The sequence below is a fragment of the Neorhizobium huautlense genome (assembly GCF_002968575.1).
In the GTDB taxonomy this organism is placed as follows: Bacteria; Pseudomonadota; Alphaproteobacteria; order Rhizobiales; family Rhizobiaceae; genus Neorhizobium; species Neorhizobium huautlense.
Genome location: NZ_PVBM01000011.1, coordinates 47,806 through 68,856, shown reverse-complemented (window position 1 = coordinate 68,856; position 21,051 = coordinate 47,806). Strand labels below are relative to the sequence as shown.

The following is a 21,051-nucleotide window of genomic DNA, read 5'->3' as shown; positions in this document are numbered from 1 at the left end:
ATGTTCTCCAATGGTGCTGGAAATTTGGTGCAGAACGCTTCGGTTGATTTGGTGTGGCGCGGGATATGGACGAATTTTGGGTGTTTGGCTACGGTTCTCTCATGTGGAATCCGGGTTTTGCGTTCGAGGAGCGAGCCGATGCACGCGCTTTCGGCTTTCGTCGTTCCCTTTGCGTCTGGTCCCATGTGCATCGCGGCACACCCGAAAAACCTGGTCTCGTGCTCGGTCTTGATCGCGGCGGTTCATGCCGGGGCGTGGCTTTTCGGGTCAACGACAACGATCGCGCCGATGTGCTGGATTATCTTCGCCGGCGTGAGCTCGTCACCAATGTCTACAAGGAAAGGATCCTGCCGATTTCGCTTTCAGACCAGCGGCAGGTGAAAGCCGTCGGCTATATCGTGGATCGCGAGCATGTCCAGTATGCCGGCGCGCTCAGCATCGATCATGCTGCTAAAATCGTCCGGCATTCCGTCGGCCAGTCGGGTCCAAACGATGCTTATGTCTTCAACACGCTCGACCATCTCAAGCAGATGGGCATCCGGGACCTTTGGCTTGAAGGTGTCGGCGCCTCCATTGCGGCCGGGCTTCAAGCGGCCGTTTGAGACCTCAGTTCGGCAAGCCGCTTCGCCGCTGTCGGCGGCAGCGGCAGATGCGGGTTGGCCTCGACGGTCTCGATCAGCAGCTTGTCGCTTTCCCGCTCCATCGTTTCGATAAGCTTTGCATAGAAGGCATCGGGATCCATGCCGGGCGTGATTGGCGGCAGGATGCGTACCTTGAAACGGCCCGGATATTTCACGAGCTTGCGGCGGCCCCAGAACAGGCCCCAATGGGCGATCACCGGTACGACCGGAACCTGGATGTCGCGATAGATGCGGGCAATGCCGTAGCGGTATTGCGGCTCCGCGCCCGGTGCGCGCCGCGTTCCTTCCGGATAGATAATCAGCTGGCGGCCGGCCTCCATCTCTTCCTTGGTGCGGACCATGACATCTACCATGACCTTGCCGCGGGCGCCGCGATTGACCGGGATCATCTTCTGTTTCGCCACGTACCAGCCAAACAGCGGGATCCACATCAGCTCCCGCTTGAGGATATAGACCGGGTCGCGCTGGTAGGGCAGCAGCGCAAACGTGTCCCAGGCCGACTGGTGCTTCGGGGCAAAGATGCAGCCCCCTTCGGGAATGTTTTCCATGCCCTCGATTTCGAAGGTCGCGCCGACGATCTTCGCCATCAGCCAGTTGTTGGACCGGGCCCAGGCTTTAGGAATACGATAGGCGGCCTTGCGCGGCAACAGGAAGTAGATCGGGCTCAGCACGATCATTCTTACGATGATGTTTACGTAAAAGGCGGTGTTGAAAAGAACCGAACGCAAAAGCAGCATAAAGACGACTTCCTTCTGGACGCACGTTGCCTACACGAGATCGGTTCTGGAAAAAAGCGCATTGTGCCGACGGCCGGGTGCAGCGGCTTTTCAGGGTTTCGGGCTGCCCGCGGTTTTGGGTGCGTCTTCGGTGCGAAGGCCTGTTCCGCGCTCGATGCCGATCCAGTCACGCATCGTTGACAGGACCACCTTGCCATATTCGGACAGCATGGTGCGCACCACGTCCGGCTCGGTAAACCAGGCTTTGCGGGTGAGGTCCGAGTTGATCACGGGATAAGCAATGAATTCCGTCACCGGGTCGGCGCGGCGCAGTTCATGAAGGCTGCGCAGCATGTGATAGTTGTTGGTGACGACCAGGACCGATTTGTAGCCGTGATCATGGATCCAGCGGGTGATCTCGTTGGCGTTGCCGATCGTGTCGATCGCATCATAGCCGATGTCGACGCAGCAGGAGAAAAGGTCTGGCGATGCCTGCGTGACCTTGCGTATCTGATTGGGCGTCGTGGAGGGATGCGCGCCCGAGATCAGCAGGCGCTGGCCGGCGCCGTCGCGCAGCAGGCCGAGCGCCTGTTCGACGCGAAGATAGCCGCCGGTGAGCACAACGATGGCGTCGGCTTTGACGCCGTCTGGCGTCCTGAGCGAGGTCACCGAATCGGCAAACCAGAGGAAGCCCCCGAAAAGCAGGCCCACCAAGAACACGCAAGACATGATGACGCGGCGGGCAAGCCAGCGCAGCCGGCCCTGGCGTGAAAACAGGCCGCGGGTCAGACGCCGCGGCTTGCGGCCTGCTCCATCGTCGGGTGTCATTTGGGCCGGTGTCATCACTGTCCATAGCCGGAGATTCGTGGCGAGAACAGGGCCACACTATAGGGGGACGATGGCGGCTTCAAGAAGCGGGCAACCCGTCGGAACGAGCCGGGTCGGAACGGATCAGATCGATCTCGTCGATCGTGCGCATGACCGTAAACCGAGCCGTCAGCGTCGTCAGCAGCGCGATGACGATCATCGTTGCGAAGATGCCGACATAACCGGTCACGCCGATGGTGAAAGTGCCGAAGAGCGCCATCGCCTGGTCGCTCTCCGGGGTGGCCAGCGAGTTCGCCTGCCAGATGTTGGCGAGCGCGAAAAGGGCCGCCGCCAGCGCGCCGCCTGCGGCCGAACCCTTGATGCTGATCTTCAGGAAATGCTTCTGGAATTCGCTCGCCACGAAGGAGCTTTCCGCGCCGACGAAATGCAGCACCTCGACGATATGGCGGTTGCCGGAAAGCGCTCCGCGTGTGGCGAAGATCACCGTGAGGATCATGGCGGTAAAGACGAGCACCAGAACGCCGGTCCCGATCAACACTGTCGTATGAGCCATGGAAACCAGCCGATCCACCCAGGTCCTGTGGTCGTCCAGAAACGCCTGGGGTATCTCCGTCTTCAGAAGATCCCGCATGGCTGCGAAGTCCGGCGGATTTTGCTCGTCGATGGTAATGATCACGAGGCGCGGCACGGGCAGGTCGTCGAGGTTAAGGCCCGCTCCAAGCCATGGTTCCAGAAGGCGTGCGGTGGCGCTGTCGTCCATGATCGTGCCTTCGCGGGTACCGACGAAGGTAAGCGCCAGATCCCTGGCCTTCCTAAGTGCCGCATCCATGTCCAGCCCTTCTTCCGGCTTGATCTGGATGGTGATTTCGCGGGAAATCTGGCTCTGCCAGCTGGCCGCCGTGGCCCTTACCATGCTCACCGCGCCGAGCGTCAGGCAGGCAAGGAAGGCCATGATGGCGATCACCACCATCAGCGCATTGCCCTGGATGTTGGATGGCGGAAGGATTGGTGCGGTGGGCCTGACGCGCATTTCGGCACGCCGCGGTGGCTGCTGGGACGGCTGCGGCGCCTGCTGCTCGGTCGCACGTTTTTTGCTTTTTGCGGCGCGTGCCGCTTCCGGGCGGCTCAGCTCATTCATAAAGGTCAAGCCGCCCTTCGGTGAGGATCATCCGACGCGCATCCACCTGGTCCATCAGGGCCAGATCGTGGGTGGCGATCACCACGGCGGTGCCGAGCCGGTTGAGTTCCAGGAACAGGTTGAGGAGCCGCCGCGCCATCGGCGGGTCGACATTGCCGGTTGGTTCGTCGGCGAGAAGGATTTCTGGGCGGTCCATCAAAGCGCGGGCGATCGCGGCGCGCTGTTTCTCGCCACCGGAGAGCACGGGCGGCAGCACATTGATACGTTCGCCGAGCCCAACCCATTTCAGGAGTTCGATGACATCGTTGCGGTAGGAGCTTTCCTCCTTGCCGCGCACGCGCAGCGGCAGCGCGACGTTCTCGTAAGTCGTGAGATGATCGAGCAGCCGGAAATCTTGGAAGACGATGCCGACGCGCCTGCGCAGCATCGGGAGCTCGTTGCGGGGAATCTGAGACAGGTCACGGTCGAACATGCGAATGATGCCGCGCGTCGGGTGCAGCGACATGAAGAGCAGGCGCAACAGCGTCGTCTTTCCGGCCCCCGACGGTCCCGTCAGGAACTGGAACGATCGCTTCGGGATATCGAAGGTCATATCGCGGAGGATCTCCGGGCCCATCCCGTAGCGCAGGCCGACATTTTCGAAATGGATCAACGGATGACCAGTCCTTACTCTTCAAGACTTTCCGGTGCCGTTATCTCTTTAACGATCCGAGTAAACGAACGGTAAATCGCGCGCGGAAAAGGGCTAATTTCGGGCCGCATTTGCGAAGCATTAACCATTTGAATTTACGACTGAGCGGGATTCGTTTCAATGCCCGCCGTCCTCAACACCGGGGATAACGGGCCGAAGAGGCCCCCAATGAGCACGTTTCGCAGCCAGCAGGGCAAAACCGTCATCCGAATGGACATCCTGCCGCCGGAGCCGATCGGCCGGAATGGGCGTGTGGCTCATCCGCGCGGCGAGGTGGTCGACGCCCAGTTCGTCACCGTCGGCAATGCTGCCCGACGCGCGGCAAAGCCACGCTCCCACAACGACAACCATCATGCGCGTACTTTCTCCCGTTCGGAGGAGCCGGCATTCATCGAGCGGATCGTCGCGAGCGGCGAGCGTGCCCTGATGCGGCTTTCTGCCGATTTCTTCGCCGCGGTGGTTGCGGCCGTCTTCGTTGCGGTCTTCAGTTTTACAGGCGGGTTCTCGTTTCTCTTCAGCGGTTCGGCCGCGCCGGAAGCGGGAACTTCGCTGGACATAACGCATGTGACGATGACACCTCAGGATGCCAACGGCATGCGCGTGCTGCTGATCAACGGTATCGTCGAGAACCGTAGTGGCGGCAGCGTTGCCATGCCGTCCATCCGCGCCGATCTGTTGTCCGGCCAGGAGGTTATTGCGAGTACGCTGATTTCGCCGCCGTCCTTTGCCATTGCCGGCGGCCGCAGCCGCGGGTTCTCCGCACGGGTGCCCCATCCCGGTGGAAAACTGCCGGACTTGCGGCTTTCCCTCCCGGGCAAAGGCGCCTAAGCCTTTCTCTTCTGTTGTCGACTGTGCTATCGCACATTTTTACGGACACGCAGGAGAACCTCATGCCCGTCGTGCGCGGCAAGGTCATTGAGCCGCTTTTTACCGCAGAGCAGATAGCCGAACGCAACCGGGCGATGGCAGCGGACATTGCCGCCGGTCCGACCAAGGATCTGCTCGTCATCGCCATCCTCAAGGGCTCATTCATCTTTGCCGCCGACTTGTTGCGCGCACTGCATGATACCGGCCTTGCGCCGGAGGTCGAGTTCATCACGCTTTCGAGCTACGGTACCGGAACCGTTTCGCAGGGCGTGCGCATCGTTAAGGATATCGACAGCGACGTGAAGGACCGTGACGTGCTCCTGATCGACGATATCCTGGAATCCGGCCGCACGCTGAAATTCGCGAAGGAAATCCTTTACGAGCGCGGCGCCCGCCATGTTTCGGTCGCCGTGCTGCTCGACAAGCACGTTAAGCGCAAGGAGCAGCTCGAGGCAGACTATGTCGGGTTCGAATGCCCGGATTACTTCGTCGTCGGCTACGGCATGGACGTGGCCTATGCGTTTCGCGAACTCCCCTTCGTCGGCGTCGTGACCGGAGACGCCTGACCGGCGGTGTCAAGGTGTTAACCATGTCGGCCTGACGAGGGCCGGCGTTTACTCCTCGACAAGAAAACTCTGATGATTTGCTCCCGATATGAAACAGACAGGGAGCGATGATCGCTATGGCAAAAATCCTGATTACCGAGGATGAGGATTCGCTTCGCAGCTTCGTTGCACGCGCGCTCCGCCTGGACGGCCATGAGACGCACGAGGCCGGCGACGGCGCAGAAGGCCTCGAAAAGCTCGCCCAGGGCCCGTTCGATCTGCTTCTTTCCGATATCCGCATGCCGGTCATGGACGGCATCGAACTGGCCCACCAGGCTTCCGAACAGTTTCCGGGGCTCAAGATCCTGCTGATGACAGGTTATGCCGAGCAGCGTGAACGCGCCGACGACCTCGCAACCAAGATTGTCGACGTGGTGCAGAAGCCATTCGCGCTTCCGGACATCCGCAGGGCGGTTGCCATGGCTCTCTCGGAGGAAAACCCACGCGCCGCCTGATCGATCATCGATCAGCGGATATCCAGGAGACGCTCCAGATATTGCCGCTCGGCCTCGCCTGACAGCGCATTGCCGAGTTTTTCACGGATGGTTTCGAGGATTTCCCGTGCCCGCTGCACGTCGATTTCATCGGGCACCTTCACCTGCTCACCGAAGTCAGGCCCTGATGTGGCGCGGGGCCGGCCGAGCGGGTCACGGCCGTTCTGCCCCCCCTGGTTGGCCATTCCCTCGCCGGGGCCTTCGCGGCCCTGACCCTGGCCTTGACCCTGCTGCTGCATGGCCTGCATCATCTGCTGCATCATGTTCTGCGCGCCCTGACGCAGCGCGCTGAGCGCATTGCCCTGGCCTTCCACGGCCTGTTCGCCCTGGCCTTCGCCGAGCGCCTTGCCGGCATTGCCCATTTCGCGCTGCGCATCTCCAAAACCCTGGCCAGGCTGCATGCCGAGTTCCTTCAGGCCTTTCTGCAGCTCTTCGAGCTTCTTGCCGAGACCTTCCTGCTGGGCGCGTAGGTTCTTCAATGCCTCGCGAAGCTGTTCGGCGGTCATCTGGTCGGTGTTCTGCTGGCCCTGTTGTCCTTGTTGACCCTGCTGCTGCTGGCCTTGCTGCTGCTGGCCCTGCTGCCGCTGACCCTGCTGGTTCTGTTCATAGGGCCGTTCATTCGGATCGCCGCGCTGCATGCGGTCCCGCAGCGCCTGGTCCAGCTTGAAGGTCTGATCCATCAGCCGTTGCTGTTCCTGCATGATCTCGCCAAGCTTGTCGATCTGCTGGCGCATCTGGCTGTTCTGCTGCTGTCCCTGCTGGCCGCGCTGCATCCGCCCGGCCTGGAGGTTGTTCATCATGCGCTGCAGCTCGTTGAGCATCTGCTGTGCCGCGTCGCGGTTGCCGGACCGGGCGAGATTTTCGATCTGGTCCATCATGTTCTGCAGGTCACGTTGGCGAATGACATTCTGGGCCTGCATGTTGTTGGGCGCCTGCGGGGCGTTCTGCATCCGCTGCGCCAGTTCGTTCATGAACTGTTGCATGGCTTCGCGCAGTTCCTGCATCAGCCGCGCAATCTCCTGGTCGGAAGCCTTGTTTTCCAGAGCTTCTGCCAGATTGCGCTGCGCATCCCGCAAACGCCGCTCGGCAAGCGAAAGATCGCCGTCCTCGATGCCGAGTGCGATTTCCCAGAGATAGTCGGCCGTGTCCTTAAGCTGCTCGTTGGTGCGCGAAAGCTTCATGCGCTCGAGCGCCGAGCGGATCAGCAGGAAGTGGCCGAGCTTTGGTATGGTCTCGTCGGGACGGATCGCCAAGGCTTCGTTGAGCGTGATCGCGCGCGGCATCTGGCGGGTGTCGAGCGCAAAGACCTGACGCTCCTCCGCAACAGCCGCCGCAAGCAGTTCGGAGAAGCCGCGGGATGGCAGCACCATCTCGTGGGAGGGGCTGTGCCCGGTCTGACCGGCGCCATCCTTGGCGACCAGCGTGATCTTTACGCGCTTGCCGGCCAGCGGGTGTTCGACGAGATTGCGGCTCGTGAGGCCCTTAACCTCCCGGCCGTTCTGGCGCGGCATGTCGAGCCGGTATTCCGGCGGCGGATAAAGCGGAGTGGCGCCTGGATCGCGATCCTCGACGGGCTCGATCAAGGCATGCGCTTCGCGGATGCCGTAGTCATCCTTGCCGGTGAAGCCGATTTCAAGCGCGCCGTTAACGGAGCGCCGCGGCTGGCCATCGAAGGCGATTTCCGGCGCCCGGTCGGGAACGACATCGAAGGCCCAGGTCTGGCCGTTTACCGTAAGGCTGCCGCTTTCGGCGACATTGAGCGTATATGTGCGGGGCGGCAGCGGCTGGTCGGCCTGCTGCGGTGCTGCAGTCTGAGGTCTCTCAGCTGTCTGTGCCGCGGTCTGCGCAGGCTGCTGCGCCGCCTTTTCCGCGGCTTTCTTGGCTTCCTCGGTAATCAAAGTGACCGGGTCTTCACCGGTTTTCGGTGCGAAGACCACGGCTTCGCCCCCTTCGCCACCGGTCACGCGAACCGTGAGCGCAGAATTCTCGGGTATGGATACGGTGACTGCTTTGGCCATCGCCTGTTGGCCGGTCAGGAAAACCGGAGCGCGGCCCGTATAGGACGGCGGCGTCAGCCATGCGTCGATGCGCAGGTCCGGATTGATGCTGGGGGCAGGCGGTGCCGGGCGGAAGGCATCAACGGGCGAGCCACCGCCGTTCGAAAACGAATAACCAAGCGCGATTGCGACGACGAGCGCCGGGATTGCGCGCAGGGCCAGCCGATCATGTCTGGCGATGTCCGGCTGCGGTAGGCCGGCATCGAGTTCGGCGATGCGTTTGGCCATGCGGAGCTGGTGCTCCTTCCACAGAGCACGGGCGAAGGGCGTTTCGAAGGCCGGTTCGTCTTCCTGCACGGCGACCGGCTGGTGAGGAAGGTTGTTGCGGTCTTCGAGCAGCCGATCGGCATCCTCGGCTGCCGGCCAGCGCAATCGGCCGAAGGGCAGAAGGGAATATACAAAGGTTAGGGCAAAGCCGCCGACCAACACCCACCGCAGCCAATCAGGCGCTATGCGGAAAATGCTGAACCACGCGGCCGAAAGAAATAGAGCCACGATGCCCAAGGGGGCCAGCAGAAGTGGCAAAATCCGCTCGAAAAACAGGACGATCCGCGCAAACGACCGTTTCAGCGCGACGCGACGCGCAAGCTCGGGATGCGACTCGAAGGCACCTTTGCGGATAAGGCTCATGCGGTCCGTCTCCAGTCGTGGCGGCGCAAATCAAGCCTCAAGATAACAGTCTTTGTGGCGAAGACGAGGGCGAGGGGCTTTTCGCCCCCATATTTTCGGGGCTTTCCCGCAAAAGTGAACGGCGCGTCAGGGGCTCAGGCAAGCCATGCTGGCACGGAATCGAGACCGATCAGATCCTCGTAGCTGCCGCGCGGACGCACGATATGGAAATCGCTGCCCTTGACCAACACCTCCGGCACGAGCAGCCGGGTATTGTAGGTGCCCGCCTGGACGGCGCCGTATGCACCGGCCGAAGCGACGGCGATAAGGTCGCCCGGCTTCGGCGCCGCCATCTCGCGCTCGAGCGCCAGATAATCGCCCGTCTCGCAGACCGGGCCGACCACGTCGGCCTTGATCCGCGGTGCATCGGTCGCGGGCACAACGACCGGGCGGATCATGTGATAGGCGTCGTAGAGCGTCGGGCGGATGAGGTCGTTCATCGCGCCGTCGACGATGACGAAGCTCTTCTCTCCGCTCTCCTTGACGTAGATGACCTCCGTTACCAGGATGCCTGCATTGCCGACGATTAGACGGCCGGGCTCCGTGACGATCCTGCATTCGAGCGAGCGGAGCTGGCGCTTCACCGTTTCGGCATAGGCGTCGGGCAGCGGCGGCGGGTTGTTGTCGTCTTTGTAGGGAATACCCAGCCCGCCGCCGATATCGACGTGGTCGATGCGGTGGCCGTCGGAGCGAAGCGCATCGACAAGCTCGCGCAGCAGCCTGAATGCATCCTCGAAGGGCTGCAGCTCGGTGATCTGGCTGCCGATATGCATGTCGATGCCGGTCACCTCGATACCATCAAGCGTGGCTGCATGGGCATAAACATCGCGGGCGCGTTCATAGGAGATGCCGAACTTGTTCTCCTTCTTGCCGGTCGAAATCTTTGCGTGGGTGCCGGCGTCGACGTCGGGATTGATGCGGAAGGAAACGTGCGCTTTCTTACCCATCTTCCGGGCGCGGAGGTTGAGCACCTCCAGTTCCGGCTCGGATTCGACGTTGAAGCAGTAGATACCGGCCTCAAGTGCCAGGTCCATTTCATGCGCGGTCTTGCCGACACCGGAGAACATGATGCGGCCTGCCGGGATGCCGGCGGCCAGCGCCCGGCGCAATTCGCCGCCGGAGACCACGTCGACGCCGGCGCCCAGCCGACCGAGGGTCTTGAGCACCGCCTGGTTGGAATTGGCCTTCATGGCATAACAGACCATCGCATCCACATCGGCGAAAGCCTGGGAGAAGACCTTGTAATGGCGCTCGAGCGTTGCCGTCGAATAGACGTAGAACGGCGTCCCGACGACCTTGGCGATTTCCGGGATCGGCACGTTTTCGGCGTGCAGCACGCCGTCGATGTAATGAAAATGGTTCACGTCGGTGCTCGAATTACAGAAGCGGGTCCAGAACGAAGGGCTTATCGGCGACAGGCTCGGGTTTTCGTTCGCCCGGTTTGCCCGGCTTTCGGATGTTCTGCTGCTCCACCGGCGTGCCCGGACGGTCGAGATCGCCCTTGCGGCCGCAGCCGACGGCAACGATGCCGGCGAGGCTCAGCACAAAAGTGATGCGGGCGATGTTTACCAGGGATTTCGACATTCTCACACCTATATCCGGCACTGCTGCGGATCCTTCATAGCGAAGTTCCGCACCCTTGTGCAGTCATTTCCGGGAACAATTCGTCTTCAGTTTCTGCCGCGCCACCAGGCGATCTGTTTCCTGACTTCCGAAGGTGCCGTGCCGCCGAAACTTGTGCGGCTGGCGACCGAGGCGTCGACCGAAAGTACGTTGAAAACCTTGTCGGTGATGGCGGCGTTGATCTCCTGGAGTTCAGCGAGTGAAAGCTCGGAGAGATCGCAACTCTTGCTTTCGGCCAATGCCACCGCGCGGCCGGTCACGTGATGAGCGTCGCGGAAAGGCAGGCCGACTTCGCGAACCAGCCAGTCGGCAAGGTCGGTCGCGGTGGAATAGCCTGCACCGGCCGCGGCCCGCATCTTGTCGGCGCGGACTGTCATGTCGCGGACCATGCCGGTCATGGCCGCAATCGCCAGTTCCAGGTTTTCGGCAGCGTCGAAGACCTGTTCCTTGTCTTCCTGCATGTCCTTGGAATAGGCGAGCGGCAGGCCCTTCATGACGGTCAAGAGCGCCACCAGCGAGCCATTGATGCGGCCGGTCTTGGCGCGAACCAGTTCGGCCGCATCCGGGTTCTTCTTCTGCGGCATGATTGAGGAGCCGGTCGAAAAGGCGTCCGACAGGCGCACGAAGCCGAATTGCGGCGTCGACCAGATGACGATCTCTTCGGCGAGACGCGACAGGTGAACGGCACAGATTGCCGCGACGGAGAGGAATTCCAGCGCGAAATCGCGGTCGGAGACGGTGTCGATCGAGTTGCGGGTCGGCTCGCGGAACCCGAGCGCCGTTGCCGTCATGTGGCGGTCGATCGGGTAGGGGGTTCCTGCCAGAGCCGCGGCGCCGATCGGGCTTTCGTCGAGGTGGTCGATGGCGTGCCGCACGCGGGCGCGGTCACGGCCGAACATTTCCACATAGGCCATGCAATGATGACCGAAGGTGACCGGCTGGGCGGTCTGGAGATGCGTGAAGCCCGGCATCACCGTGTCGGCATGCTCTTCGGCACGATCAAGGAAGGCGGCGATCAGGTCGGTCAGCATGCGCTCGGCCTTTGCGAGCTCTTCCTTGACCCAGAGACGGAAGTCGAGCGCCACCTGATCGTTGCGGGAGCGGGCGGTATGCAGGCGTCCAGCGGCTGGTCCGATCAGGGTCGCCAGCCGCGCCTCGATATTCATGTGGATGTCTTCGAGCTGTCTTGAGAATTGGAACTGCCCGCTTTCGATCTCTGACATGATCGTGTTCAGTCCAGACAAGATCTTGTCTTTATCTTCGCCCGAAATGATGCCTTTCTCAGCCAGCATGGTCGCATGCGCTATAGAGCCGCGGATATCCTGGGCATAGAGCTTCTTGTCGAAACCGATCGAGGCATTTATCTCCTCCATGATCGCGTCCGGCCCGGAGGCGAAGCGCCCGCCCCACATCTGGTTGGAGGATGTCGCGTCCTTCGTGCCGTCGGCCATGATGCAAAAGTCCTGGAGTAGTTGATGACGACCAAAAGACCCTTCGGCCTTCCTTCCGTCCGATTGATCGTGATTGCTGCCGTCGCGGGGATCATCGCCGGCGCCGTGGCGGTATACGTGAGGAATGTGGGGTCTGGCAATGGCGGGGACGTTCTCCTCGCTCAGTCTTCCGGGGCTTGCGAGGGCGCGGTAGAGACGGTGAAGTCCGTCTCGGAGTTTTCCAAGGGCCAGGTTGCCGCGATGGTGGCCGCACGGCCGCCGAGGCCGCTCGATCTTTCCTTCAAGGGACCTGATGGAAAGGACCTGAAGACAGCCGATTTCGCCGGCAAGACCGTGCTTCTCAATCTTTGGGCCACCTGGTGCGGCCCCTGTCGCGAAGAAATGCCGGCGCTGAATGCTCTTCAGAAGGAGATGGGCGGGCCTGACTTCGAAGTGGTAGCCGTCAACATCGACACCGGCACGGACGAGAAACCCAAGGCGTTTCTCGCTGAGTACGGCATCGACACGCTTGGCTATTACCGCGACAGCTCGATGGGCGTCTTCAACAGCCTGAAGAAGGAAGGACTTGCCTTCGGCCTGCCGGCGACCTTGGTGATGGATGCAAAGGGCTGCCTGATCTCGGCCATGAACGGCCCCGCCGTCTGGGACAGCCCAGATGCCAAGGCGCTGATTACGGCCGCGAAGGCGCCTTAGGTCCCAAAGCAGTCACCGAGTCGGAACCGGTACTTCGCCGCGATAGTCGTAGAAGCCGCGGCCGGATTTGCGTCCGAGCCACCCGGCCTCGACATATTTTACGAGAAGCGGGCAGGGGCGATATTTGCTGTCGGCCAGCCCGTCGTGCAGCACCTGCATGATCGACAGGCAGGTGTCGAGGCCGATAAAGTCCGCCAGCTGCAGCGGCCCCATCGGATGGTTGGCGCCGAGCTTCATGGCGGTGTCGATGGCTTCCACCGAACCGACGCCTTCATAGAGCGTGTAGATTGCCTCGTTGATCATCGGCAGCAGGATGCGATTGACGATGAACGCGGGAAAGTCCTCGGCGACCGTTACAGTCTTGTCGAGCGTGGCAACATATTCTTTGGCAGCCCGGAAGGTCGGCTCATCGGTCGCGATACCGCGCACCAACTCGACGAGTTTCATCACCGGCACCGGGTTCATGAAATGAATACCCATGAAACGTTCCGGCCGGTCGGTGGCGGAAGCGAGCCGGGTGATCGAAAGCGAAGACGTGTTGGTCGCCAGCAGGGCTTCCTGCTTCAGAACCGGACAGACCTGTGCATAGATCTTTCGCTTGACGCTTTCATCTTCTGTCGCGGCCTCGATCACCATGTCCATGGGGGCAAGGTCGTTGAGATCGGCGGAACCCGAGATGAGGGAAAGCGCAGACTTGCGCTCGTCATCGGTCAATTTGCCGTGACCCACCTGGCGGGCAAGATTGCCGTTGATCGTGGCAAGCGCTGCCTCGATCCTATCCTGGGAAAGGTCGTACATCTGCACCTTGTAACCGGCCAAGGCCGAAACATGGGCTATGCCGCAACCCATCTGACCTGCTCCGATGATGCCGATATTCTTCATGACCGAACTCATTATTGGTTTCCCTGGGTTTCGCTCCCGAGGCGCTGCGCTGCGCCTATCTTATAAAAAATGCCGGGCTGTGTGGAGACAGCCCGGCAGATTGTTATTCCGCCACTTGGCATTTTGCCAGCATTTTTCGCGCTTGCGAAATGGACAAAGGTCTAAAGCGCCTTTTCGAGCTGTGGCAGGATTTCGAAGAGGTCGCCGACGAGGCCGTAATCGGCGACCTGGAAGATCGGCGCCTCTTCGTCCTTGTTGATCGCGACGATGACTTTCGAGTCCTTCATGCCGGCCAAATGCTGAATGGCGCCGGAAATGCCGGCCGCGATATAGAGGTCAGGGGCCACCACCTTGCCGGTCTGGCCGACCTGCCAATCGTTCGGGGCATAACCGGCATCGACGGCGGCGCGGGAAGCGCCGACAGCAGCGCCAAGCTTGTCAGCGACGGGCAGAATGACCTCTTTGAACTTTTCCGCAGAGCCGAGCGCCCGGCCGCCCGAGATGATGATCTTGGCGGAGGTCAGTTCCGGACGTTCCGACGAGGACAGCGCATCCGAGACGAAGGTGGAAACATCCGCATTGCCCGCCGCCGGCACCGTTTCCACGGATGCAGAGCCGCCTGCACCGGCCGCCTGGAACGAGGCGGTCCGAACCGTGATGACCTTCTTGGCGTCGGTCGCCTGCACCGTCTGGATCGCGTTGCCGGCGTAAATCGGCCGCTTGAAGGTATCCGCAGAAATCACCTCGACGATTTCCGAGACCTGGGCAACGTCGAGCAGGGCCGCAACCCGCGGCATGACGTTCTTCGCAGAAGCCGTCGCAGCGGCGATAATCGTGTCATAGGAGCCGGCAAGTGAGACGATCAGTGCCGCCAGCGGTTCGGCGAGATTGTTGGCTAGGCTTGCGTCGTCGGCGAGCAGCACCTTGGATATGCCGGAAAGCTTGGCGGCAGCATCGGCCGCAGCTTTGGCGCCCGAGCCGGCCACCAGCACATGCACATCGCCGCCGATCTGCGCGGCAGCGGAGAGCGCCTTGGCGGTCTGGTCGGACAGGGTTGCGTTGTCGTGTTCTGCCAGAAGAAGAATGGCCATTGTCGTAATCCTTATCCGTCGCTTTAGAGAATGCCGGCGGTCTTCAAGTTGGCGACGAGTTCCTCGACGCTCTTGACCTTGATGCCTGCCTTGCGGCCACCCGGCTCCTCGGTCTTCAGGACCTTCAGGCGCGGTGTGGTGTCGACGCCGAGCTCGGCCGGCGTCTTTTTGTCGAGCGGCTTCTTCTTGGCCTTCATGATGTTCGGCAGCGATGCATAACGCGGCTCGTTCAAACGGAGGTCGGTGGTGATGACAGCCGGCAGCTTGACTTCGATCGTCTGCAGGCCGCCATCGACTTCGCGGGTGACTTTAGCGGAACCTGCACCTATCTCGATCTTGGAGGCGAAGGTTGCCTGGGCCGTGCCGAGGAGCGCTGCCAGCATCTGGCCGGTCTGATTGCTATCGTCATCGATCGCCTGCTTGCCGACGATGATCAGTCCGGGCTGCTCGGCGTCCGCGACACCCTTGAGGATCTTTGCAACGGCCAGCGGCTCGACGATGTCGTCCGTCTCGACCAGGATTGCACGATCGGCGCCCATCGCAAGGGCCGTCCTGAGCGTCTCTTCCGCCTTGGCAGGTCCGATCGATACAACCACAACCTCTTCCGCCTTGCCCGCCTCCTTCAGACGCAGAGCCTCCTCGACGGAAATCTCATCGAACGGGTTCATCGACATCTTCACATTGGCAAGCTCGACACCCGTGCCATCCGGCTTGACCCGGATCTTCACGTTGTAATCCACCACTCGCTTAACCGGCACCAGGATCTTCATGGGGTCCTTCCTCGACTTGTCTCAGCGGCAAATTGCGACATTTGCCGTTCCCTCATTTGTCAGTGGGCGACATCGATACGCATTTTTTTCTCGAATACAACGCCGTCTCGCCGCCCGCAGCGCTTTTGCAGTCGCAAAAATTACTTTTACGTACACGTCAATGTCAAGGCCTTGTCGTCAATGCGGGCTGCTGCCGGGTTCAGCCACAGCAATTGGAACCTTGGGAGTAGGCTCGGCTCGCACGGCCTTCGGCGTGACGATGGTGCGGTCGAAGAGCGGCACGCCCTTGCGGCGCATGAGGATGACCAGGATGGCACCTGCGATGATACCGCCGACATGGGCACCCCAGGAGACAATGCCGTCGAGGTCGAGTGCCAGCATGGCAAATTGCTGAACGATCCAGAGCGCCAGTGGAATGAAGGCCGGCAGCGGCAGCGGAATACGGAAAAGCACCAGCACCCAGACCCGCACCCGCGGGTGCAGCAGGAAGTAGGCCGCCACGACGCCAGAAATTGCACCGGAAGCGCCGATCAAAGGACCTTCCGAGGACGGCCCGACAAACCCATGGAGGGCGGCGCCGGCCGCGGCGCAGATCAGGTAGAAGATCAGGAATCTCACATGCCCCAGCGCATCCTCAACATTGTCACCGAACACCCAGAGAAACAGCATGTTGGAGGCGAGGTGCCAGAAGTCGAGATGCAGGAAGGCATAGGTTATGAAGGTGGCGTCGTCGGGGACGATGATGAGCGACGGATCGAGCACCGCGTAGTCGAAGATCACAGCTGGAATGAAGCCGAGGCCAAGCGAGGCGTGTTCCACGATTTCCGGGCTCGCGAGCGTGGTGAACAGCCAGACCAGCACGTTGACGGCGATGAGGCTGATTGTGACATATTGTACGCGGATATATTTCAGTTCGACGGCGTCGTGCAGCGGGATGAACATTGGTGACCCTCCTACCCCGCTAACGTTCTACCGGTTTTTCCCCGGAACCCAAAGCACGTCCGACTTGCCGCCGTCATTGGCCGAACGGGCGGCTACGAACAGGAAATCGGAAAGCCGGTTGATGTATTTCAAGGCCGCGGTTCCTACCGTTTCCTGCCGGGAAAGCTCGACCATCAGCCGCTCAGCGCGACGCGCCACGGTGCGCGCAAGGTGCAGATGGGCGGCGGCAGGGGATCCACCCGGCAAAACGAAGGAGGTGAGGGGGGCGATGTCGGTATTCAGCGTGTCGATCTCGCTCTCAAGCCGGGTCGCCTGGGCTTCGATGATGCGCAGCGGCTCGTAGTCCAGCTGTTCCCCCGTATCGGGCGTCGCGAGGTCGGCGCCCAGGTCGAACAGGTCGTTCTGGATGCGGAAGAGCATCGCATCGAGCTCAGGCAGGCCGGAGGTGTGGAGCCTTGCCATTCCGACGGCAGAATTCGTTTCGTCGACCGTGCCGTAGGCTTCTACCCTCAGGTCGTACTTTTCCCGTCGTGGACCCGAGACCAGGGCGGTGGTGCCCTTGTCGCCGGTGCGCGTGTATATCTTGTTGAGCTTTACCATTGGTCCCTCGGTCGCCGGAATCAGCTCGGGCGTCCGCCGCCGGTGATCCAGAGCGTAAGCATGATGAGAAGGATTGCGACCGCCTGCAAGAGGACGCGCAACTGCATCAGCTTGTTGGATTTGTTCGCGTCGCTTCCCTTCAGCATGTTGAACAGCCCGCGGATCAGGACGAGCACGACAAGCCCCATGACGATCAGGGTAAGCAGAGTGGTGAAACTGGACATTTTCCGATTGCTTTCGTTCAGTCGAGTCGGCGCATGAGCTTATAGAAAAGCGCGGCCGGCAATATTCTTTTCAGGAAGGCGCCCTGCTTGGCGGGCTTCGTGACCAAATAATGTGGTCGGGGACGAGGTGCGGTCAAGGCATGCGCCAGGACATGATAGACGGCTTCAGGGCCAAGCTTGTGACGGCTGATCTGCCCCCTTCCGTCGAGACGTCTGAGCTGGCGCTTGTATTGCTCCGCATGGACCGACGCTTCCTGATCGATGTGCTCGTTGAATTTGACAAGCGCATTGGCGGTAAAGCGTGAGGTGATCGGCCCAGGCTCGATGAGGCTCACTTCGATGCCGCTGCCCTGGAGTTCCATCCGCAGGGTGATGGTCAAGCCTTCGATGGCATATTTGGAAGCCGTGTAGGCGCCGCGGTAACGATAGGGCAACAGGCCGAGGATGGAGGAGCAGTTGACGATGCGGCCATGCCCTTGTGCGCGCATGATCGGGATCACAAGGCGCGTCAGTTCGTGCCAGCCGAAGACGTTGGTCTCAAACTGTTCGCGCAGCACGTCGGTGGAAAGGTCCTCCACGGCTCCCGCCTGTCCATAGGCGCCGTTGTTGAACAATGCGTCGATCCGGCCGCCGGTGCGGTCTCGAACGGTTTGAACCAGGGTGGCGATGGTTTCTGGCTTCGTATAGTCCATCATCAGCGCTTCGATGCCATCGGCCTCCAGCGCGGTGAGATCAGCCTCTTTGCGCACCGTGGCGAAAACCCGCCAGCCGTCAGCCTTCAGGGCGCGGGCGCAGTGCGCGCCGATACCGGAGGAACAGCCGGTGATGATGATCGTTCTTTTCTCGTTCATTTGATCTCGTCCCTGTACAACAGGAAGGGTTCCTCCCATATTTCGCACCAAGTCACAACGGAGTCGCCATTGTCCGAAGAAAACCGCCCCTTTCGGTGGTACAGGCTCGCCTATAAGGTATTTTGGGACGCCTATTGTCACTTCAACGAGGATGATGGCTGGGCGATGGCAAGCCATGTGGCGCTCTCGGGTCTGCTGGCGCTCTTTCCCTTCCTGATCTTCGGGACCGCTCTTGCGGGTTTTCTCGGTGCCGGCGGATTTTCAGATACGGCGATCCATCTTCTGTTCGATACCTGGCCGGCGGATATCGCCGCGCCGATCGCCTCGGAAATCCAGCGTGTGCTCACCATGCCGCGGGGCGGGCTGCTGACCGTTTCCGTATTGGCGGCCGCCTATTTCGCCTCCAACGGTGTCGAGGCGCTGCGTATTTCTCTCAACCGTGCCTACCGGATGTCCGAGACGCGGGCGTGGTACGTGACGAGGCTCGCGAGCCTTGGTTATGTAATCGTCGCAGTGGTGATCTTTGCCCTGATCAGCATCGTGCTCGTGGCCGTCCCGGTCGCGATGCGCTTTGCCGAAACGCGATTTCCCTGGCTGATCCCCGATCTGACGACGGCCGCCAACTGGGGTCTTTACGGCACTGCGCTGGTGCTGATGGCCGGGCTTCTGCTCTCGCACAAATGGCTGCCGGCCGGAGACCGGCGCATCATCGACGTCCTGCCGGGCGTGACGCTGACGATTGTCCTTTGGACCGCCTTCGGCCTGGGTTTTGCAGCCTATCTCTCGACCTTTGCCAATTATGCCGCGACTTATGCGGGGCTGGCGTCGATCATGATCGTGCTGGTCTTTCTCTACATGGTCGCGGTGATCTTCATGCTGGGTGCGGAGCTCAACGCGGCGCTGATGAAGTACCGGGTCTATTCGGTGGTGTCGCGGCTCCAGAAAGAGCGGCGCCGGCGCGAGGAGGAAGAGGCCTCAAAGGCCGACCAGCCGGCGGATGTCGCTGGGCAGGAGGCCTTGGTCGCGAAGGGCCGCAAGTCCCGTTGATCCCTCGCTTTTTGCAAGCTTCCTGCCGTCCTCTCCCAGGATAAGCCGATGGTGATGGTAGAGCGGCTCGGGCAGTTCCAGAAGTTCCTGCAGCAGCCGGTGCACCGCGGTCGCGTCGAAGAGATCCAGCCCGCGCACCACATGCGTGATGCCCTGCGCTGCATCGTCCACCGTCACCGAGAGATGATAGCTCGACGGAGCGTCGGAACGGGACAGGATGACGTCTCCCCAGACGGCCGGATCGGCGGAAATCCGCCCGCGCTCGCCGTCGCCAGTTTCGATCCATGTCAAGGGATGGCCGATGAGGCTCAGCGCCTTTCGCATGTCCAACCGGTGGGCGTGCCGCAGGCCCCTTGTGATCAGCTGCCGCCGTTCCGCCTCGCTTCGATGCCGGTCGTCTTCCGGATAGAGTGGTGAGCCGTCCGGGTCGCGGGGCCAGGTCTTTCCGCCGGCTTCATAGGCTGCCACTTTAGCCTTTACGTCGCCGCGGGTCATGAAGGCGGGATAGGCGAGACCCATCTCCGTCAGCCGGTCGAGTGCGGCGTGATAGGTGGCAAAATGCTCTGACTGCCGCCGCACCGGCCTTTCCCAGTCGAGTCCAAGCCAGGCAAGGTCGCGATAGATCAACTGCTCGAATTCCGGCGTGCAGCGGGCGAGGTCGATATCTTCGATGCGCAGCAAAAACCTCCCATCCCCCGCCCTGGCCATATCGTGGTTCAGGAGGGCGGAGAGCGCATGGCCGAGATGAAGCAGCCCGTTCGGGCTTGGCGCGAACCGATAGACCGGTTTATCAGAGGATGACGCAGGCATGGCTTCTTCTGGCATGCTTTTTGCGAAACAGCCATGGGAGGCAGGTTGTGCGGATCATCCGCGGCCCTTCGGATATCCAGGCGGGACTCGAGGCTCTGGTCGAGCTCGATCCGCGGCTCGTGTCGATCGTCGGGGCCGCCGGGCCGGTGCCGCTCAGGCTCAACGAGCCTGGATTTGCCGGCCTTGCCTCGATCATCGTGTCGCAGATGGTCTCGCGGGCAAGCGCGGAGGCGATCTGGGGGCGAATCACCGCTGCCGGGCCGGTCACCGCTGCGGGTTATGCAGCGCTTGATCCCGCCGTTGTCGCCACCTTCGGCCTCTCACGGGCGAAGGCTGCGACGCTTCTCAATCTCTCCACAGCAATTTCGCAAGGCCTCATCGACCTGGAGTCGATCTGTGAACTGGAAACGGGCGAGGCCATCCGGACGATGACGGCGCTCCCGGGCATCGGGCCGTGGACGGCGGGGGTCTATCTGATGTTCTGCGGAGGGCACCCCGATATCTTTCCGTCCGGCGACGTGGCTCTGCAGGCGGCCGTTGGGCACGCGCTGGGGCTGGAGGCGCGGCCTCAAGCGAAAGATCTCGCGGCAATGGCGGAAGCCTGGCGGCCGTGGCGGTCCGTCGCGGCGAGGCTCTTTTGGGCCTATTACGCGGCGAAGATGCGCCGGGACGCCACGCCGCTTGCGTGAAGCTGGGGCAAAGTATCTCACTGCATTTATTGGGCTTCACAATCCTGTAACAACGGACCTAATATAGAAAGTACAGATGCCGAATCGGGTAGGAGCGTCACTTGACGATTGCAGTCTCCCCGCAGGCCCTGCCGGCGCTCGTTCTGAACGCTGACTACCGGCCGCTGAGTTATTATCCCTTGTCGCTGTGGTCCTGGCAGGACGCGATCAAGGCGGTTTTCCTCGACCGGGTCAATATCATCGCCGAATACGAACACTCGGTCTGCTCTCCAAGCTTCTCCATGAAATTGCCGAGCGTCGTCAGCCTGAAGACCTATATTCAGCCGACCCGCAACCCTGCCTTCACCCGGTTCAACGTCTTCCTGCGGGACAAGTTCGAGTGCCAGTATTGCGGTGAAAACGATGATCTGACCTTCGACCACGTCATCCCGCGCGCCCATGGCGGAGAAACCACCTGGGAAAATGTCGTGGCCGCCTGCTCGCCCTGCAATCTCAGGAAGGGCAGCAAGCTGCCGAAGCAGGCCGGCATGTTCCCGCATCAGAAGCCTTATCAGCCGACGGTACAGGACCTGCACAACAACGGCCGGCTTTTCCCGCCGAACTACCTGCACGAAAGCTGGATGGACTATCTCTACTGGGATACGGAACTGCAGCCGTGATCTCGGCCGGAGG

24 protein-coding genes are annotated in these 21,051 nt (G+C 61.5%); 8 read left to right on the top strand and 16 right to left on the bottom strand.

The window, feature by feature from the left end; translation table 11 throughout:
• Nucleotides 1-53: 53 nt before the first annotated feature.
• On the top strand, nt 54-602 hold the full coding sequence (locus C5L12_RS14115; protein WP_105372686.1) for a gamma-glutamylcyclotransferase: 549 nt from the start codon (nt 54-56) through the stop codon (nt 600-602).
• Here C5L12_RS14115 and C5L12_RS14110 read toward each other — a convergent pair.
• The 4 genes from C5L12_RS14110 to ftsE form a co-directional block, all read right to left on the bottom strand.
• Nucleotides 587-1,378, bottom strand: a complete 792-nt coding sequence (locus C5L12_RS14110; protein WP_105372685.1) for a lysophospholipid acyltransferase family protein — start codon at nt 1,376-1,378, stop codon at nt 587-589. The genes C5L12_RS14115 and C5L12_RS14110 overlap by 16 nt on opposite strands.
• A 90-nt stretch (nt 1,379-1,468) precedes the next feature.
• Nucleotides 1,469-2,185: a YdcF family protein gene (locus tag C5L12_RS14105; RefSeq protein WP_425350788.1), complete on the bottom strand. Its 717-nt coding sequence runs from the start codon at nt 2,183-2,185 to the stop codon at nt 1,469-1,471.
• A 79-nt stretch (nt 2,186-2,264) separates the two neighbouring features.
• The gene (locus tag C5L12_RS14100) at nt 2,265-3,215 is read right to left on the bottom strand and encodes a cell division protein FtsX (protein ID WP_162712178.1); all 951 of its coding nucleotides are present in this window, start codon (nt 3,213-3,215) and stop codon (nt 2,265-2,267) included.
• A 100-nt stretch (nt 3,216-3,315) separates the two neighbouring features.
• The gene (gene ftsE / locus C5L12_RS14095; protein ID WP_105372682.1) at nt 3,316-3,975 is read right to left on the bottom strand and encodes a cell division ATP-binding protein FtsE; all 660 of its coding nucleotides are present in this window, start codon (nt 3,973-3,975) and stop codon (nt 3,316-3,318) included.
• A gap of 207 nt (nt 3,976-4,182) precedes the next feature.
• Here ftsE and C5L12_RS14090 point away from each other — a divergent pair, with 207 nt between their 5' ends.
• From C5L12_RS14090 to C5L12_RS14080, 3 genes are all read left to right on the top strand, one after another.
• Nucleotides 4,183-4,842 carry a hypothetical protein gene (locus C5L12_RS14090; protein ID WP_205839341.1) on the top strand — a complete coding sequence of 220 codons (660 nt, stop codon included), beginning with the start codon at nt 4,183-4,185 and terminating at the stop codon, nt 4,840-4,842.
• Nucleotides 4,843-4,904: 62 nt separating this feature from the next.
• Nucleotides 4,905-5,447, top strand: a complete 543-nt coding sequence (hpt, locus tag C5L12_RS14085) for a hypoxanthine phosphoribosyltransferase (RefSeq protein ID WP_105372681.1) — start codon at nt 4,905-4,907, stop codon at nt 5,445-5,447.
• Between the two features lie 116 nt (nt 5,448-5,563).
• On the top strand, nt 5,564-5,941 hold the full coding sequence (locus C5L12_RS14080; protein ID WP_105372772.1) for a response regulator: 378 nt from the start codon (nt 5,564-5,566) through the stop codon (nt 5,939-5,941).
• Nucleotides 5,942-5,952: 11 nt separating this feature from the next.
• Here the strand turns inward: C5L12_RS14080 and C5L12_RS14075 are convergent, their stop codons facing one another.
• From C5L12_RS14075 to argH, 4 genes are all read right to left on the bottom strand, one after another.
• Nucleotides 5,953-8,667 carry a TIGR02302 family protein gene (locus C5L12_RS14075; protein ID WP_105372680.1) on the bottom strand — a complete coding sequence of 905 codons (2,715 nt, stop codon included), beginning with the start codon at nt 8,665-8,667 and terminating at the stop codon, nt 5,953-5,955.
• Between the two features lie 134 nt (nt 8,668-8,801).
• The gene (gene lysA, locus C5L12_RS14070; RefSeq protein ID WP_105372679.1) at nt 8,802-10,070 is read right to left on the bottom strand and encodes a diaminopimelate decarboxylase; all 1,269 of its coding nucleotides are present in this window, start codon (nt 10,068-10,070) and stop codon (nt 8,802-8,804) included.
• Between the two features lie 13 nt (nt 10,071-10,083).
• On the bottom strand, nt 10,084-10,290 hold the full coding sequence (gene lptM / locus C5L12_RS14065) for an LPS translocon maturation chaperone LptM (RefSeq protein WP_105372678.1): 207 nt from the start codon (nt 10,288-10,290) through the stop codon (nt 10,084-10,086).
• Between the two features lie 86 nt (nt 10,291-10,376).
• The gene (gene argH / locus C5L12_RS14060) at nt 10,377-11,780 is read right to left on the bottom strand and encodes an argininosuccinate lyase (RefSeq protein ID WP_105372677.1); all 1,404 of its coding nucleotides are present in this window, start codon (nt 11,778-11,780) and stop codon (nt 10,377-10,379) included.
• A gap of 24 nt (nt 11,781-11,804) precedes the next feature.
• Between argH and tlpA the strand changes: the two genes are divergently transcribed.
• Nucleotides 11,805-12,473, top strand: a complete 669-nt coding sequence (gene tlpA / locus C5L12_RS14055) for a thiol:disulfide interchange protein TlpA (RefSeq protein ID WP_105372676.1) — start codon at nt 11,805-11,807, stop codon at nt 12,471-12,473.
• 12 nt (nt 12,474-12,485) lie between these two features.
• Here the strand turns inward: tlpA and C5L12_RS14050 are convergent, their stop codons facing one another.
• From C5L12_RS14050 to C5L12_RS14020, 7 genes are all read right to left on the bottom strand, one after another.
• Nucleotides 12,486-13,367 (bottom strand): 3-hydroxybutyryl-CoA dehydrogenase, encoded by an 882-nt coding sequence (locus C5L12_RS14050; RefSeq protein ID WP_105372675.1) that lies wholly within the window; start codon nt 13,365-13,367, stop codon nt 12,486-12,488.
• 149 nt (nt 13,368-13,516) lie between these two features.
• Complete coding sequence (locus C5L12_RS14045; protein ID WP_105372674.1) at nt 13,517-14,446, bottom strand: electron transfer flavoprotein subunit alpha/FixB family protein; 930 nt, start codon at nt 14,444-14,446, stop codon at nt 13,517-13,519.
• Nucleotides 14,447-14,469: 23 nt separating this feature from the next.
• A complete protein-coding gene (locus tag C5L12_RS14040; protein WP_105372673.1) occupies nt 14,470-15,216 on the bottom strand; it encodes an electron transfer flavoprotein subunit beta/FixA family protein in 747 nt (248 codons plus the stop codon).
• A 177-nt stretch (nt 15,217-15,393) separates the two neighbouring features.
• A complete protein-coding gene (locus tag C5L12_RS14035; RefSeq protein WP_105372672.1) occupies nt 15,394-16,158 on the bottom strand; it encodes a rhomboid family intramembrane serine protease in 765 nt (254 codons plus the stop codon).
• Between the two features lie 27 nt (nt 16,159-16,185).
• The gene (locus tag C5L12_RS14030; RefSeq protein ID WP_105372671.1) at nt 16,186-16,758 is read right to left on the bottom strand and encodes a cob(I)yrinic acid a,c-diamide adenosyltransferase; all 573 of its coding nucleotides are present in this window, start codon (nt 16,756-16,758) and stop codon (nt 16,186-16,188) included.
• Nucleotides 16,759-16,778: 20 nt separating this feature from the next.
• On the bottom strand, nt 16,779-16,982 hold the full coding sequence (locus C5L12_RS14025; protein ID WP_105372670.1) for a twin transmembrane helix small protein: 204 nt from the start codon (nt 16,980-16,982) through the stop codon (nt 16,779-16,781).
• A 17-nt stretch (nt 16,983-16,999) separates the two neighbouring features.
• Nucleotides 17,000-17,833 (bottom strand): SDR family oxidoreductase, encoded by an 834-nt coding sequence (locus C5L12_RS14020; RefSeq protein ID WP_105372669.1) that lies wholly within the window; start codon nt 17,831-17,833, stop codon nt 17,000-17,002.
• A 69-nt stretch (nt 17,834-17,902) separates the two neighbouring features.
• Between C5L12_RS14020 and C5L12_RS14015 the strand changes: the two genes are divergently transcribed.
• Nucleotides 17,903-18,880 carry a YihY/virulence factor BrkB family protein gene (locus tag C5L12_RS14015; protein WP_105372668.1) on the top strand — a complete coding sequence of 326 codons (978 nt, stop codon included), beginning with the start codon at nt 17,903-17,905 and terminating at the stop codon, nt 18,878-18,880.
• Here the strand turns inward: C5L12_RS14015 and gluQRS are convergent.
• Nucleotides 18,809-19,705 carry a tRNA glutamyl-Q(34) synthetase GluQRS gene (gene gluQRS / locus C5L12_RS14010; RefSeq protein WP_105372667.1) on the bottom strand — a complete coding sequence of 299 codons (897 nt, stop codon included), beginning with the start codon at nt 19,703-19,705 and terminating at the stop codon, nt 18,809-18,811. The two genes, C5L12_RS14015 and gluQRS, sit on opposite strands and share 72 nt — an antisense overlap.
• Before the next feature lie 32 nt (nt 19,706-19,737).
• Here gluQRS and C5L12_RS14005 point away from each other — a divergent pair, with 32 nt between their 5' ends.
• A complete protein-coding gene (locus C5L12_RS14005; protein ID WP_105372666.1) occupies nt 19,738-20,379 on the top strand; it encodes a DNA-3-methyladenine glycosylase family protein in 642 nt (213 codons plus the stop codon).
• A gap of 101 nt (nt 20,380-20,480) precedes the next feature.
• Nucleotides 20,481-21,038 (top strand): HNH endonuclease, encoded by a 558-nt coding sequence (locus C5L12_RS14000; RefSeq protein ID WP_105372665.1) that lies wholly within the window; start codon nt 20,481-20,483, stop codon nt 21,036-21,038.
• The last annotated feature ends 13 nt before the right edge of the window (nt 21,039-21,051 follow it).

What these genes read in the sequence shown, in the direction of transcription:
- C5L12_RS14025 (WP_105372670.1), bottom strand. Translation starts at nt 16,982, where the DNA reads ATGTCCAGTTTCACCACTCTGCTTACCCTGATCGTCATGGGGCTTGTC.
- C5L12_RS14090 (WP_205839341.1), top strand. Translation starts at nt 4,183, where the DNA reads ATGAGCACGTTTCGCAGCCAGCAGGGCAAAACCGTCATCCGAATGGAC.
- hpt (WP_105372681.1), top strand. Translation starts at nt 4,905, where the DNA reads ATGCCCGTCGTGCGCGGCAAGGTCATTGAGCCGCTTTTTACCGCAGAG.
- C5L12_RS14100 (WP_162712178.1), bottom strand. Translation starts at nt 3,215, where the DNA reads ATGCGCGTCAGGCCCACCGCACCAATCCTTCCGCCATCCAACATCCAG.
- C5L12_RS14080 (WP_105372772.1), top strand. Translation starts at nt 5,564, where the DNA reads ATGGCAAAAATCCTGATTACCGAGGATGAGGATTCGCTTCGCAGCTTC.
- C5L12_RS14045 (WP_105372674.1), bottom strand. Translation starts at nt 14,446, where the DNA reads ATGGCCATTCTTCTTCTGGCAGAACACGACAACGCAACCCTGTCCGAC.
- gluQRS (WP_105372667.1), bottom strand. Translation starts at nt 19,705, where the DNA reads ATGCCAGAAGAAGCCATGCCTGCGTCATCCTCTGATAAACCGGTCTAT.
- C5L12_RS14020 (WP_105372669.1), bottom strand. Translation starts at nt 17,833, where the DNA reads ATGAACGAGAAAAGAACGATCATCATCACCGGCTGTTCCTCCGGTATC.
- lptM (WP_105372678.1), bottom strand. Translation starts at nt 10,290, where the DNA reads ATGTCGAAATCCCTGGTAAACATCGCCCGCATCACTTTTGTGCTGAGC.
- C5L12_RS14040 (WP_105372673.1), bottom strand. Translation starts at nt 15,216, where the DNA reads ATGAAGATCCTGGTGCCGGTTAAGCGAGTGGTGGATTACAACGTGAAG.
- C5L12_RS14110 (WP_105372685.1), bottom strand. Translation starts at nt 1,378, where the DNA reads ATGCTGCTTTTGCGTTCGGTTCTTTTCAACACCGCCTTTTACGTAAAC.
- C5L12_RS14035 (WP_105372672.1), bottom strand. Translation starts at nt 16,158, where the DNA reads ATGTTCATCCCGCTGCACGACGCCGTCGAACTGAAATATATCCGCGTA.
- argH (WP_105372677.1), bottom strand. Translation starts at nt 11,780, where the DNA reads ATGGCCGACGGCACGAAGGACGCGACATCCTCCAACCAGATGTGGGGC.
- C5L12_RS14050 (WP_105372675.1), bottom strand. Translation starts at nt 13,367, where the DNA reads ATGAGTTCGGTCATGAAGAATATCGGCATCATCGGAGCAGGTCAGATG.
- C5L12_RS14105 (WP_425350788.1), bottom strand. Translation starts at nt 2,185, where the DNA reads ATGACACCCGACGATGGAGCAGGCCGCAAGCCGCGGCGTCTGACCCGC.
- C5L12_RS14030 (WP_105372671.1), bottom strand. Translation starts at nt 16,758, where the DNA reads ATGGTAAAGCTCAACAAGATATACACGCGCACCGGCGACAAGGGCACC.
- C5L12_RS14075 (WP_105372680.1), bottom strand. Translation starts at nt 8,667, where the DNA reads ATGAGCCTTATCCGCAAAGGTGCCTTCGAGTCGCATCCCGAGCTTGCG.
- tlpA (WP_105372676.1), top strand. Translation starts at nt 11,805, where the DNA reads ATGACGACCAAAAGACCCTTCGGCCTTCCTTCCGTCCGATTGATCGTG.